A 13,238-nucleotide genomic window follows, 5' to 3' on the forward strand; every position below is an offset into this window, starting at 1 on the left:
GAACGCGCCCGACCCCGTGGGAAGATGGCGCGCATGAGCAGAGCCTCCCTGTCCAAGGCGCCCCACGAGGTGGCCGCGATGTTCGACGAGACCGCGGGCCGCTACGACCTGATGAACGACGTGATGACCTTCGGGCAGATGCGGCTGTGGCGGCGGGCCGTCAACGCCGCCGTCGCGGCGCAGCCGGGGGAGACCATCCTCGACATCGCGGCGGGCACCGGGCGCAGCAGCGAGCCCTTCGCCGCGGCGGGGGCGCACGTCGTCCCGGCCGACTTCTCGCTGGGGATGCTGCGCGTCGGCAAGCGGCGCACCGCGACGCTGCCGTTCACCGCGGCCGACGCGACCCGGCTGCCCTTCGCCGACGACGCCTTCGACGTCGTCACCATGTCCTACGGCCTGCGCAACGTGGTCGACACCGAGGCGGCGCTGCGGGAGTTCCTGCGCGTCACCCGCCCTGGCGGCCGGCTCGTCGTGGGCGAGTCGAGCCAGCCCACCAACGCAGCCTTCCGGCGGATCTACTCCACCTACCTCGTCGGCGCCCTGCCCACCGTGGCGCGGACGCTGTCGAGCAACCCCGACTCCTACGTCTACCTGGCCGAGTCCATGCAGGCGTGGCCGGACCAGCGGACGCTGGCCACCCGGATCCAGGCCGCCGGCTGGTCGCAGGTGCAGTGGCGCAACCTGACCGGCGGCATCGCCGCGGTGCACCGGGCGATCAAGCCCGCCTGACGTCACGATCCGGCGACGATCCCCCACGAGCCCCCCGGACTTAGGCCATCCTAAGGCGACATGGGAGAGAGTGCCTCTTAGACTCCCGGGGTGGTGCGCCCAGCGGCGCGCGGCCCCCGCCGCGCCCCACGACGCGCCGGCACCAGACGAGGAAGCGGAGCGACTGTGACGGACGGGACCACCCCGAGCACGACGACGACGGGTGTCGAGTCCGCCGACGTCGTCGTCGTCGGAGCCGGGCCGGGAGGGTCCGCCACGGCCACCTACCTCGCCCGCGCGGGCCTGGACGTGGTGCTGCTGGAGAAGGCCACCTTTCCCCGGGACAAGATCTGCGGCGACGGGCTCACGCCCCGAGCGGTGCGCGAGCTGACCGCGCTGGGCGTGTCGATGCGGCCCGAGGACGGCTGGATCCGCAACCGCGGCCTGCGCATCGTCGGCGCCGGCCAGACCTTCCAGCTCGACTGGCCCGAGTCCTCCTCCTTCCCCGGCTTCGGCACCGCCCGGGCCCGCGCCACCCTCGACGAGACCCTCGCCCGGCACGCCCAGGCTGCGGGCGCCCGGCTGCACGAGGGCGTCAGCGTCACCGCGCCGATCCTGCAGGACGGCCGCGTCGTCGGCGTCACCGCCAAGGTCCTCCAGGACGGCCGCGCCACCGGGGAGACCCGGGCGTGGCGCGCCCCCGTCGTGGTGGCCTGCGACGGCGTCTCCAGCCGCCTGGCCACCGCCGTCGGCCGCGAGAAGCTCGAGAGCCGCCCGATGGGCGTCGCCGCCCGCAGCTACTGGACCTCCCCGCGCACGCACGACGACTACATGGAGTCCTGGCTGGAGCTGTGGGTGCCCGAGGACGCCACCGACCCGCGCTCCAAGAAGGTCCTGCTCCCCGGCTACGGCTGGATCTTCGCGCTCGGTGACGGCCGCGTGAACATCGGCCTCGGCATGCTCAACACCTCCCCGCAGTTCGGGCAGGTCGACTACAAGGACCTCCTGGGCCGCTGGGTGGCCACGCTGCCGCAGGAGTGGGGGTGCACCCCGGAGACCATGACCCAGCCGATCCGCGGCGCGGCGCTCCCGATGGCCTTCAACCGCAAGCCCCTGTATGCCGACGGGCTGCTGCTCGTCGGGGACGCCGGGGGCATGGTCAACCCGTTCAACGGCGAGGGCATCGACTACGCGCTGGAGGCGGGACGCCACAGCGCCGAGGTGATCGTGCAGGCCTTCGCCCGCGGCACCGACGCGGGCCGCGAGCGGGTGCTGCAGGTCTACCCGCAGGTGATGTCCGACGCGCTCGGCGGCTACTTCACGCTGGGTCGCACCTTCGCGTCGCTCATCGGCCACCCCGAGGTCATGCGCCTCGCCGTGAAGTACGGCCTGCCCCGCCGGACCCTCATGAAGCTGCTGCTGAAGATCATGGCCAACCTGGCCGACGAGCACAGCCCCCACGTCACCGACCGGGCCATCACCGCCCTCACCCGGGTGGTGCCCTCCGCATGACACCGCGTGAGCAGGCCGCCGACCGGGACCCTAGGATGTTGACGCAGCAGACCAACCGAAAGGGGTGCAACGCGGGATGAGTCTCAACCCGTACGTGCCGATCCTCTTCCTCTTCGCGATGGGCGTCGGCTTCGCCGCCCTGTCGGTGCTCGGCTTCGGCGTCATCGGACCGAAGAGGTACAACCGGGCCAAGCTGGACTCCTACGAGTGCGGCATCGAGCCCAGCCCCGTCGCCAAGGGCGGCGGCCGCGTCCCGGTCAAGTACTACGTGACCGCGATGCTGTTCATCATCTTCGACGTCGAGTCCATCTTCCTGTTCCCCTTCGCGGTGGCCTTCGACCGGCTGGGTCTGTTCGCCCTGGTCGAGATGGTGCTCTTCGTGCTGACCGTCTTCATCGCGTACGCCTACGTCTGGCGGCGCGGCGGATTGGAGTGGGACTGACCCATGGGTGTTGAGGACAAGATCCCGTCGGGGATCGCGCTGACGACCCTGGAGGCCGTGGCCGGGCAGATGCTGCACCGGTCCATGTGGCCTGCCACCTTCGGCCTCGCCTGCTGCGCCATCGAGATGATGGCCTCCGGCGGCCCGGACTTCGACATCGCCCGCTACGGCATGGAGCGGTTCTCCGCGACGCCGCGCCAGGCCGACCTGATGATCGTCGCCGGTCGCTGCTCGCAGAAGTTCGCGCCCGTCGTGCGCCAGGTCTGGGACCAGATGCCCGAGCCCAAGTGGTGCATCGCGATGGGCGTGTGCGCCAGCTCCGGCGGCATGTTCAACAACTACGCCATCGTGCAGGGCGTCGACCACATCGTCCCGGTCGACGTCTACCTGCCCGGGTGCCCGCCGCGGCCCCAGATGCTCTTCAACGCGATCCTGACGCTGCACGACTACGTCAAGAAGTCGCCGCAGGGCGTCAACCGCGAGGAGGCGGCCCGCGCCGCCGAGCGCGCCGCGATGGAGGCCACCCCCCTCCAGCTGCAGAAGGGCCTGCTGGCATGAGCGACTCCCACCTGCCCGCCGAGGCGCAGGGCGACAACGTCCACCACGTCGAGGTGGACCCCGGCGCGTCCGGCACCCCCGTCGAGATGGGTCGTCGCGCCGGCATGTTCGGCGCCTCCCGCGGCGGCGACACCTCCGGCTACGGCGGCCTCGTCTCCCCGGTGCTGTTCCCCGGCCAGGCGGGCCGCCCCTACGGCTCCTACTTCGACCACATCGCCGACACCCTCGAGAAGGCCCTGATCGGGTCCTCCGCGTCGTTCGCCGAGGCGATCGAGGCCGTCGTCGTCGACCGCGGCGAGATGACCCTGCACGTCCGCCGCGAGCACCTGCCGGTCGTGGCCCAGGCGCTGCGGGACCACCCCGGCCTGCGCTTCGAGATGTGCATGAGCGTCTCAGGGGTGCACTACCCGGCCGTCCAGGGCGCCGAGCTGCACGCGGTCTACCACCTGCTGTCGCTGACCCACGGGGCCCGCCGGCTGCGGCTCGAGGTGGCCTGCCCCGACGGCGACCCGCACATCCCGTCCGTGGCCGCGGTGTGGCCCGGGGTCAACTGGCACGAGCGCGAGACCTGGGACTTCTTCGGCATCGTCTTCGACGGCCACCCCGCGCTGACCCGCATCATGATGCCGGACGACTGGCCGGGTCACCCCCAGCGCAAGGACTACCCCCTCGGCGGTGTCCCGGTGGAGTACAAGGGCGCCACCGTCCCGCCCCCGGACCAGCGGAGGTCGTACAACTGATGAGCACCGCATCCAGCGAGTACACCGCGACCAGCGGCGCAGGTCAGGACGAGGAGGGCTACGAGCTCACCTCCGTCGGGGGCGACTGGGACGACCTCGCCCAGGAGGCCGTCGAGCACTCCGACGAGCGCATCGTCGTCAACATGGGCCCGCAGCACCCCTCCACGCACGGGGTGCTCCGCCTCGTGCTCGAGCTCGACGCCGAGACGGTGACCGACGCCCGCGTGGGCATCGGCTACCTCCACACCGGCATCGAGAAGAACATGGAGTACCGCTCCTGGACCCAGGGCGTGACCTTCTGCACGCGCATGGACTACCTCACGCCGCTGTTCCAGGAGGCGGCCTACTGCCTCGCGATCGAGAAGCTCCTCGGCATCACCGACGAGGTGCCGGAGCGGGCGAGCGTCATACGGGTCCTGATGATGGAGCTCAACCGCATCGCCTCGCACCTGGTGTGCACGGGCACCGGCGGCATGGAGCTCGGCGCCACGACCGTCATGGAGTTCGGCTTCCGCGAGCGCGAGCGGATCCTGCGGTTCTTCGAGGCCGTGACCGGCCTGCGGATGAACCATGCCTACATCCGCCCGGGCGGCGTCATCCAGGACGTGCCCGCCGAGGCGATCCGCGACCTGCGCGCCGAGCTGCCGGACCTCAGGCGCGGCATCCGCGAGCTGGAGCTGCTGATCAACGAGCAGCCCATCCTCAAGGGCCGCATGGAGGGCGTCGGCTACCTCGACCTCACCGGCTGCATGGCGCTCGGCGTCACCGGCCCGATGCTGAAGGCCACCGGCTACCCCTACGACCAGCGCAAGATCGACCCCTACTGCGGCTACGAGACCTACGACTTCGACGTCGCCACCTGGGACACCTCCGACGCCTACGGGCGGCTGCGGGTGCGCTTCACCGAGATGTGGGAGTCGCTGAAGATCGTCGAGCAGTGCCTGGAGCGGCTGGAGACCCGGCCGGGCCCGGTCATGGTGTCCGACAAGAAGATCGCCTGGCCCGCGCAGCTCGCCATCGGCGGGGACGGCATGGGCAACTCCCTCGACCACATCCGGGAGATCATGGGCGAGTCCATGGAGTCGCTGATCCACCACTTCAAGCTGGTGACCGAGGGCTTCCGGGTGCCGCCGGGGCAGGCCTACCAGGCCATCGAGTCGCCCAAGGGCGAGCTCGGCTGCCACGTCGTCTCCATGGGTGGCACCCGCCCGCACCGAGCGCACTTCCGCGACCCGGGATTCAACAACCTGCAGTCGGTGGCTGCCATGTGCGAGGGCGCGCAGGTGGCCGAGGTCATCGTCGCCGTCGCCTCGGTCGACCCCGTCCTCGGAGGAGTGGACCGCTGATGTCAGCCTTTGACGCCCCCAACTACGGCACCCAGCCCAACCACCTCGAGGGCCCGTGGGAGCCCGACGTCGAGCAGCGGCTGCGCACGGACGCCGCCGCGGTGGTGGCCCGCTACCCGCAGCAGCGGTCGGCGCTGCTGCCGCTGCTGCACCTGGTGCAGAGCGTCGACGGCTACGTCTCCACCCGCGGGATCGAGCTGGCGGCGGAGTACGCCGGCGTGACGGCCGCGGAGGCCTCCGGCGTCGCGACCTTCTACACGCAGTACAAGCGGCACCGCAACGGCGACTACCTCGTGGGGGTCTGCACCAACGCGCTGTGCGCGGTCATGGGTGGGGACCAGATCTGGGACGACCTGTCGGACTACCTCGGCGTCGGGCACGACGAGACCACCCCCGACGGCACGATCACCCTCGAGCGCCTCGAGTGCAACGCCGCCTGCGACTTCGCTCCCGTGGTCATGACCAACTGGGAGTTCTTCGACAACATGACGCCGCAGTCGACCCGCGAGCTGGTCGACGCGCTGCGGGCCGGCACCCCGGTGCGCCCCACCCGCGGCCCGGACCGGGTCCACACCTTCACCGAGGTCTCCCGCGTCCTCGCCGGCTTCCTCGACGGCCACGCCGACGAGGGCCCGAGCGGCGGCGTCCCCACCATGCGCGGGCTCGGCATCGCGCGCGAGCACGGCTGGGACATGCCGGGATCCGTCGCGGCGGGCGAGGAGGCCACCGGCGACGTGCCGGGCGCCGACGGCGCCGCGGTCACGGGCGGCGGCAAGGTCGACGCGCAGCCCGGGCCGGGGGAGAAGACCAGCTCCGCCGAGGCGGAGGCCGCGGCCGGAAAGACCTCCGAGGCCAAGCAGCCCGCCACCCACCCCGCCGACGAGAAGGCGTCCGCCGGCAACACCGCCGACCCGAAGGGGGATGCCCAGTGAGCACCCAGCTGACCCCGGTCCTCACCCGCACCTGGGACCTCGACCGGTCCTGGACGCTGGAGACCTACGAGCGCGAGGCCGAGGGCTACCAGGCGCTGCGCAAGGCGCTGGCCATGGAGCCGGACGCCGTGCTCAACACCGTCAAGGACTCCAACATCCGCGGTCGCGGCGGCGCGGGCTTCCCGACCGGCCTGAAGTGGAGCTTCATGGCGCCCCCGGACGGCGGGCCGCGCTACATCGTGGTCAACGCCGACGAGTCCGAGCCGGGCACCTGCAAGGACATCCCGCTGATGATGGCGGCCCCGCACCACCTGATCGAGGGCCTCGCGATCGCGACCCACGCGGTGCAGGGCGAGCTCGGGTTCATCTACCTGCGTGGCGAGGTCGTGCACGTCTACCGCCGCCTGCTGCGGGCCGTCGAGGAGGCCCGCGCCGCCGGCTACCTCGGTGACGACGTCATGGGCACCGGCAAGAAGCTCGACATCGTGGTGCACGCCGGCGCCGGCGCCTACATCTGCGGCGAGGAGACCGCGCTGCTGGACTCCCTGGAGGGCCGGCGCGGCCAGCCGCGGCTCAAGCCGCCGTTCCCGGGCGCGCAGGGCCTCTACGCCCGCCCCACCTCGGTCAACAACGTCGAGTCCATCGCCTCGGTGCCCGGCATCGTGCTGCACGGCGCCGACTGGTTCAAGGGGATGGGCACCGAGAAGTCCGCCGGCCACGGCATCTTTTCCGTGTCCGGCCACGTGGAGCGCCCGGGCCAGTTCGAGGCGCCGTTCGGCATCACCATGCGCGAGCTCATCGAGCTGTGCGGCGGCATGCGGGGCGGCCGGCGCCTGAAGTTCTGGACCCCCGGTGGCTCGTCCACGCCGATCTTCACCGAGGAGCACCTGGACGTGCCCCTCGACTTCGACTCCGTCGCGGCCGCGGGGTCCATGCTGGGCACGCGCGCGCTGCAGGTCTTCGACGAGACCGTCTCGGTCGTGCGGGTCGTGTCCCGCTGGACCGACTTCTACCGCCACGAGTCCTGCGGCAAGTGCACCCCCTGCCGCGAGGGCACCTGGTGGCTCAAGCAGATCATGGAGCGGCTCGAGGTGGGCCAGGGCCACGAGGGCGACATCGAGAAGCTCCTGGACATCTGCGACAACGTCCTCGGCCGGTCCTTCTGCGCGCTCGGCGACGCGGCGACCACGCCGATCTCCTCCGCCATCAAGCACTTCCGCGAGGAGTTCGAGGCCGGGATGCACACGCCCTGGTACGACCTGTTCCCGCCGGAGGCCTCCACCGTGTTCGCGAAGGAGTCGGTGACCCGATGACCGCCCCCACCACCAGCGCCGCCGACCTGGTGACGCTGACCATCGACGGCGTCGAGGTCCGGGTGCCCAAGGGCACCCTGATCATCCGCGCCGCGGAGCAGGTCGGCATCCAGATCCCGCGCTTCTGCGACCACCCGCTGCTCGACCCGGCCGGCGCCTGCCGCCAGTGCCTGGTCGAGGTCGCGATGCCCGGTCGCGACGGCAAGATCGCGCCGATGCCCAAGCCGCAGGCCGCCTGCACCATGACGGTCGCCCCCGGCATGGAGGTCAAGACCCAGCAGACCTCGCCCGTGGCCGAGAAGGCCCAGCACGGCGTGATGGAGCTGCTGCTGATCAACCACCCGCTGGACTGCCCGGTCTGCGACAAGGGCGGCGAGTGCCCGCTGCAGAACCAGGCGATGAGCAACGGCCGCGCCACGTCCCGCTTCGAGGACGTCAAGCGCACCTACGCCAAGCCCGTCAACATCTCCTCCCAGGTGCTGCTCGACCGGGAGCGCTGCGTGCTGTGCCAGCGGTGCACCCGCTTCTCCGAGCAGATCGCCGGTGACCCCTTCATCTCCCTCACCGAGCGCGGTGCCGTCTCCCAGATCGGCATCTACCAGGAGAAGCCCTTCCAGTCCTACTTCTCCGGCAACACCGTGCAGATCTGCCCGGTGGGCGCGCTGACCGGCGCCGCCTACCGGTTCCGGTCGCGGCCGTTCGACCTGGTGTCCACGCCGGGCACCTGCGAGCACTGCGCCTCCGGCTGCTCGATCCGCACCGACCACCGCCGTGGCGTGGTGCTGCGCCGGATGGCCAGCAACAACCCCGAGGTCAACGAGGAGTGGAACTGCGACAAGGGTCGCTGGGCCTTCCAGTACGCCACCCAGGCGGACCGGCTGTCCTACCCGCTCGTGCGGCGCGAGGACGGCGAGCTGCACATCGCCACCTGGCCCGAGGCGCTCGCGGTCGCCGCAGCCGGTCTGGGCCGGGCGTTGCGCACGGGCGTGCTCGTGGGCGGGCGCGTGTCCACCCACGACGCCTACGCCTACAGCAAGTTCGCCCGGACCGTGCTCGGCACGTCGTCCATCGACTTCCGGGCGCGGCCGCACTCGGTGGAGGAGGCGGAGTTCCTCGCGGCGCACGTCGCGCTGACCGCCCCCGACCACGGTGCCGTCACGTATGCCGACCTCGAGCAGGCCAAGGCCGTCGTGCTGGTGGGGCTGGAGCCCGAGGAGGAGTCGCCGATCGTCTTCCTGAGGCTGCGCAAGGCCTTCCGCAAGAACCGCACGAAGGTCTTCACCGTCGCGCCGTTCGCGTCGCAGGGCACCACCAAGCTCGGCGGCACCGTCCTGCAGGCCGCGCCCGGCCTGGAGGCCGAGGTCCTGGCCGCCGTCCGCGACGGTGAGGGCGTCTTCGCCGAGGCGGGGCAGACCCTGCGCGAGGCCGGTGCCGGCGCGGTGATCCTCGTTGGGGAGCGGCTCGCCGCGACCTCCGGCGGCTACTACGCGGCGCTCGACCTGGCCCGCGCCACCGGGGCCCGCCTGGCGTGGATCCCGCGCCGCGCGGGGGAGCGGGGTGCGCTGGAGACCGGTTGCCTGCCCAACCTGCTGCCGGGCGGTCGTCCCGCCGACGCCCAGGGCGCCGCGTCCCTGGCCGAGGTGTGGGAGACCGACCGGGTGCCGAGCGAGCCCGGCCTCGACACGACGGGCATGCTGCGCGCCGCCGCCGAGGGCAGCCTCGAGGCGCTCGTGGTGGGTGGCGTCGACGTGGACGACCTGCCCGACCCCACGACGGCCCGCGCGGGCCTGGAGCGCGCCTTCGTCGTCTCCCTCGAGATCCGCGAGTCCAGCGTCACCCGCATGGCCGACGTGGTGCTGCCCGTCGCGGCCTTCGCCGAGAAGTCCGGCGCCTTCCTCGACTGGGAGGGCCGGGTCGGCCCGTTCACCGCGGCGCTGGAGTCCGAGCTGATGAGCGACTACCGCGTCCTCGACCTGGTCGCGGGGGAGATGGGCGCCTACCTCGGCACCCGCACCGCCGCGCAGATCGAGCGGGAGATGCACCGCGTCGGCCCGTGGACCGGCGTCCGGCCGGCGGTCAACCCGGCGACGCCGGTCCCGCCGGCGCGCACCGGCGCCGGGCTGGCCGTGCTCGCCACCTGGCACCAGCTCCTCGACAACGGCTCGCTGCAGGACGGCGAGCCCTACCTCGCGGGCACCGCGATCGAGCCGGTGGCGCGGGTCTCCGCCGCCACGGCGCAGGCCGCGTCGCTCGCCGACGGTGACGTCGTCACCCTGCACTCCGACGCCGGCACCGTCACCTACCCGGTCCGGGTGACCGAGGAGATGGCCGACCACGTCGTGTGGGTGCCGACCAGCTCCGCGGGCCAGTCGGTCCGTTCCCGCCTCGTCGCCGACAACGGTGACGTCGTCACGCTGACGAAGGGTGTTGCGCAGTGACCTCTCTGATGACCCTCGCGGCGACGGCGCTCCCCGGCGCCGGGCGGCTCGCGACCGAGCTCGCGCCGGGGGACGCCTACCGCGCGGACTTCAGCGACACCCCGTGGTGGCTGACCCTGATCAAGGCGCTCATCGTCTTCGTCTACCTGATGCTCAGCGTCGTGGTCGTGATCTGGTTCGAACGCCGCATCGTGGGCTTCCTGCAGCAGCGGCCCGGCCCCAACCGGTTCGGCCCGGGCGGCATCTTCCAGACCCTCGCCGACGGCTTCAAGCTGGTGTGGAAGGAGACCTTCACGCCGCGCAAGGCCGACCGGTTCATGTACAACCTGGCCCCGATCATCGCCGGGTCCACCTGCTTCATCGGCTTCGCCGTGATCCCCATGGCCGGCGAGGTGTCGATGTTCGGCCACCGCACGCCGCTGCAGCTGACCGACGCCCCCGTCGCGGTGCTGCTCGTGATGGGCGCCGCCTCGATCGCCGCCTACGGCTTCGTGCTCGCCGGCTGGTCCTCCGGGTCGACCTACCCGCTGCTCGGCGGCCTGCGCTCCACGGCCCAGGTCATCTCCTACGAGATCGCGATGGGCCTGTCCCTGGTGGCGGTGTTCCTCTACGCGGGCTCGATGTCGACCTCGCAGATCGTGGCCAAGCAGGCCGGCCTGTGGTTCCTGATCCCCGCGATCTTCTCGTTCCTGGTCTACGTCATCTGCATGTTCGGCGAGACCAACCGGCTGCCCTTCGACCTCGCCGAGGGCGAGGGCGAGATCGTCGGTGGCTACCACACCGAGTACTCCGGCATGAAGTTCGGCATGTTCTTCCTCGGCGAGTACATCAACATGTTCACCGTCTCGGCGCTCGCCACCACGATGTTCCTCGGGGGCTGGCAGGTGCCGCCGCCGCTGACGATGATCAACGACGGGATGCTCAACCACGGCTGGTGGGGGCTGCTCTGGTTCACCATCAAGCTCTGGATGTTCATGTTCGTCTTCGTCTGGGTCCGCGGCACCCTGCCGCGTACCCGCTACGACCACTTCATGGCCTTCGGCTGGAAGATGCTGATCCCCCTCACCCTCGTGTGGGTGCTCGCCGTCGCCTTCGTCCGCGCCGCGATGCTCGGTCACCTGGGTGAGGCCTCGGTGAGCTTCGCCGGCCGCTCCTTCTACGTCTCGCTGCTGATCATCATCGGGCTCTTCCTCATCGCGGCCCTCGTCGCCACGTGGCTCGTCGAGAGCCGCAACGAGGCCAAGCGGGAGGCCGCCCGGCCCGAGCACCCCGCCGAGGTGGACCCCTTCGCGGGTGGGCACCCCGTCCCGCCGATGCCGGGCCAGAGCCTGCGCGAGCCGACATACGCCGCCCACCGCAGCGTCGGCGCGGCCCCCGCCATGAGCCAGACCTCATCGCCCGACCACGAGGAGGACCACCGTGGCTGACCCCCAGGAGCCGCACGGCAGCTCCCTCGACCCCTCGTCCTCGCGGCGGGGCGGCGAGGTGAGCCGTGAGCACCGCGCGTCCGACGAGCCCACCAAGGCCTCGCCGCTGATCGAGGCGCTCGGCCCGCAGGCCGGGTTCGGCGTCTCGCTGCGCACCTTCTTCCGCAAGCGCTACACCGAGGAGTACCCCGAGGTGAAGCGCCCCACGGCGCCTCGCTTCCACGGTCGGCACCAGCTCAACCGTCACCCCGACGGGCTGGAGAAGTGCGTGGGCTGCGAGCTGTGCGCGTGGGCGTGCCCCGCGGACGCGATCCTCGTCGAGGGCGCGGACAACACCGAGGAGGCGCGTTTCTCCCCGGGCGAGCGCTACGGCCGCGTCTACCAGATCAACTACCTGCGGTGCATCTTCTGCGGCCTGTGCATCGAGGCGTGCCCGACGCGGGCGCTGACGATGACCAACTTCTACGAGCTGGCCGACCACACCCGCGGCGAGATGATCTTCGAGAAGCACCAGCTCCTCGCGCCCCTGCAGGAGGGGATGCTGGCGCCGCCGCACCCCATGGTCGAGGGCATGGAGGAGCGCGACTACTTCCGCGGTCGCGTCGACCGGTCCACCGACGCCCAGCGACGGTGGGTCGACGATCGTGAGGCGGCGCCGGTCGACGGCACCGCCCCCACCGGGGACCCCGTCGAGGGCGTCGACACGGTCAGCTCCGGCCGGCAGGCCACTCGTGACTCGGTGAAGGGGGTCCGGCGATGAGCGGCGGCGAGGGCGTGCTGTTCTGGGTCCTGGCGATCATCTGCTTCCTCGCGGCGCTCGGGCTGGTCTTCGCCCGGCGGGCCGTCTACGCCGCCATGTGCATGGCGGTCATCATGATCAACCTCGGGGTGATCTACCTGGCCCAGGGCGCCGACTTCCTCGGCGTCGTGCAGGTGATCGTCTACACCGGCGCGGTCATGATGCTCTTCCTCTTCGTGCTGATGATGATCGGCGTCGACTCCTCCGACTCGACGGTCGAGACCCACAAGGGGGTCCGCGTCTGGGGCGTGCTGCTCGGTCTCGGGCTCGGTGCGCTGATGATCGCGGTGCTGGGCCAGTCCCAGCTGCCCCCGACCAAGGGGCTCGCGCAGGCCAACGCCGACGGCAACGTCCACGGCCTCGCCAACCTCATCTTCGGGCCCTACGTGTGGACCTTCGAGCTCACCTCGGCGCTGCTCATCACCGCGGCGCTGGCGGCGATGGTGCTGGCGCACCGGGAGCGGCTCATCCCCAAGACCAGCCAGCGGGCCCACGCCGAGCGGCGCTTCCGGACGGGCCGGTTCCCGGCCGGTCTGCCGGCGCCCGGCGTCTACGCCCGGCACAACGCCGTCGACACCCCCGCGCTGCTGCCCGACGGCACCCCCTCCGAGCTCTCGGTCAGCCGGGTGCTCGAGGCGCGGGACCAGGTGGCCCAGCCGGGGCAGTTCGAGGGCATCGAGCACGCCATCGAGCGCGAGATCGAGGAGGGGCGCACCCGATGAGCCTCATGAGCTACATCTACCTGGCGTCGGTGCTCTTCGCGATGGGGGCCATCACCGTGCTGGTGCGCCGCAACGCGATCATCGTCTTCATGGGCGTCGAGCTGATGCTCAACGCGGCCAACCTCGCCTTCGTGACCTTCGCCCGGATGCACGGGAGCCTGGAGGGTCAGGCCGTCGCGCTGTTCGTGATGGTCGTGGCGGCGGCGGAGGTCGTCGTGGGCCTCGCCATCATCATGTCCATCTTCCGCGCGCGCCGGTCGGCCTCGGTCGACGACGCCAACCTGCTGAAGCTGTAAAGGAG

General features: G+C 71.4%; 13 protein-coding genes. All 13 read left to right on the top strand.

What is annotated here, in order from left to right:
• The first annotated feature begins 33 nt into the window (after nucleotides 1-33).
• Nucleotides 34-729, top strand: a complete 696-nt coding sequence (locus ADJ73_RS07655; RefSeq protein ID WP_050347785.1) for a demethylmenaquinone methyltransferase — start codon at nucleotides 34-36, stop codon at nucleotides 727-729.
• A 165-nt stretch (nucleotides 730-894) separates the two neighbouring features.
• On the top strand, nucleotides 895-2,220 hold the full coding sequence (locus ADJ73_RS07660; protein WP_050347786.1) for a geranylgeranyl reductase family protein: 1,326 nt from the start codon (nucleotides 895-897) through the stop codon (nucleotides 2,218-2,220).
• Nucleotides 2,221-2,296: 76 nt separating this feature from the next.
• A complete protein-coding gene (locus ADJ73_RS07665) occupies nucleotides 2,297-2,662 on the top strand; it encodes an NADH-quinone oxidoreductase subunit A (RefSeq protein ID WP_050347787.1) in 366 nt (121 codons plus the stop codon).
• 3 nt (nucleotides 2,663-2,665) lie between these two features.
• On the top strand, nucleotides 2,666-3,220 hold the full coding sequence (locus tag ADJ73_RS07670; RefSeq protein ID WP_050347788.1) for an NADH-quinone oxidoreductase subunit B: 555 nt from the start codon (nucleotides 2,666-2,668) through the stop codon (nucleotides 3,218-3,220).
• A complete protein-coding gene (locus tag ADJ73_RS07675) occupies nucleotides 3,217-3,960 on the top strand; it encodes an NADH-quinone oxidoreductase subunit C (RefSeq protein WP_050347789.1) in 744 nt (247 codons plus the stop codon). Before ADJ73_RS07670 ends, ADJ73_RS07675 begins: the two co-directional genes overlap by 4 nt.
• Nucleotides 3,960-5,306, top strand: a complete 1,347-nt coding sequence (locus ADJ73_RS07680) for an NADH-quinone oxidoreductase subunit D (protein WP_050347790.1) — start codon at nucleotides 3,960-3,962, stop codon at nucleotides 5,304-5,306. The genes ADJ73_RS07675 and ADJ73_RS07680 overlap by 1 nt, the downstream gene beginning before the upstream one ends.
• Nucleotides 5,306-6,238: an NADH-quinone oxidoreductase subunit NuoE gene (gene nuoE / locus ADJ73_RS07685; RefSeq protein WP_082176826.1), complete on the top strand. Its 933-nt coding sequence runs from the start codon at nucleotides 5,306-5,308 to the stop codon at nucleotides 6,236-6,238. The genes ADJ73_RS07680 and nuoE overlap by 1 nt, the downstream gene beginning before the upstream one ends.
• The gene (nuoF, locus tag ADJ73_RS07690) at nucleotides 6,235-7,551 is read left to right on the top strand and encodes an NADH-quinone oxidoreductase subunit NuoF (RefSeq protein ID WP_050347791.1); all 1,317 of its coding nucleotides are present in this window, start codon (nucleotides 6,235-6,237) and stop codon (nucleotides 7,549-7,551) included. Before nuoE ends, nuoF begins: the two co-directional genes overlap by 4 nt.
• Entirely contained in the window at nucleotides 7,548-9,989 is a 2,442-nt protein-coding gene (locus ADJ73_RS07695; protein WP_050347792.1) for an NADH-quinone oxidoreductase subunit G, read from the top strand. Before nuoF ends, ADJ73_RS07695 begins: the two co-directional genes overlap by 4 nt.
• 8 nt (nucleotides 9,990-9,997) lie before the next feature.
• Nucleotides 9,998-11,416: an NADH-quinone oxidoreductase subunit NuoH gene (nuoH, locus tag ADJ73_RS07700; protein WP_050347793.1), complete on the top strand. Its 1,419-nt coding sequence runs from the start codon at nucleotides 9,998-10,000 to the stop codon at nucleotides 11,414-11,416.
• 106 nt (nucleotides 11,417-11,522) lie between these two features.
• A complete protein-coding gene (gene nuoI / locus ADJ73_RS07705) occupies nucleotides 11,523-12,176 on the top strand; it encodes an NADH-quinone oxidoreductase subunit NuoI (RefSeq protein WP_253272712.1) in 654 nt (217 codons plus the stop codon).
• Nucleotides 12,173-12,937: an NADH-quinone oxidoreductase subunit J gene (locus ADJ73_RS07710; RefSeq protein WP_050347794.1), complete on the top strand. Its 765-nt coding sequence runs from the start codon at nucleotides 12,173-12,175 to the stop codon at nucleotides 12,935-12,937. Before nuoI ends, ADJ73_RS07710 begins: the two co-directional genes overlap by 4 nt.
• The gene (nuoK, locus tag ADJ73_RS07715) at nucleotides 12,934-13,233 is read left to right on the top strand and encodes an NADH-quinone oxidoreductase subunit NuoK (protein WP_050347795.1); all 300 of its coding nucleotides are present in this window, start codon (nucleotides 12,934-12,936) and stop codon (nucleotides 13,231-13,233) included. Before ADJ73_RS07710 ends, nuoK begins: the two co-directional genes overlap by 4 nt.
• Nucleotides 13,234-13,238: the final 5 nt, after the last annotated feature.

Origin of the sequence: Arsenicicoccus sp. oral taxon 190 (assembly GCF_001189535.1) — a bacterium.
Lineage (GTDB): Bacteria > Actinomycetota > Actinomycetes > Actinomycetales > Dermatophilaceae > Arsenicicoccus.

Coding starts and splice junctions, on each gene's coding strand:
- ADJ73_RS07655 (WP_050347785.1), top strand. CDS start 34: ATGAGCAGAGCCTCCCTGTCCAAGGCGCCCCACGAGGTGGCCGCGATG.
- ADJ73_RS07665 (WP_050347787.1), top strand. CDS start 2,297: ATGAGTCTCAACCCGTACGTGCCGATCCTCTTCCTCTTCGCGATGGGC.
- ADJ73_RS07670 (WP_050347788.1), top strand. CDS start 2,666: ATGGGTGTTGAGGACAAGATCCCGTCGGGGATCGCGCTGACGACCCTG.
- ADJ73_RS07675 (WP_050347789.1), top strand. CDS start 3,217: ATGAGCGACTCCCACCTGCCCGCCGAGGCGCAGGGCGACAACGTCCAC.
- ADJ73_RS07680 (WP_050347790.1), top strand. CDS start 3,960: ATGAGCACCGCATCCAGCGAGTACACCGCGACCAGCGGCGCAGGTCAG.
- nuoE (WP_082176826.1), top strand. CDS start 5,306: ATGTCAGCCTTTGACGCCCCCAACTACGGCACCCAGCCCAACCACCTC.
- ADJ73_RS07695 (WP_050347792.1), top strand. CDS start 7,548: ATGACCGCCCCCACCACCAGCGCCGCCGACCTGGTGACGCTGACCATC.
- nuoH (WP_050347793.1), top strand. CDS start 9,998: ATGACCCTCGCGGCGACGGCGCTCCCCGGCGCCGGGCGGCTCGCGACC.
- ADJ73_RS07710 (WP_050347794.1), top strand. CDS start 12,173: ATGAGCGGCGGCGAGGGCGTGCTGTTCTGGGTCCTGGCGATCATCTGC.
- nuoK (WP_050347795.1), top strand. CDS start 12,934: ATGAGCCTCATGAGCTACATCTACCTGGCGTCGGTGCTCTTCGCGATG.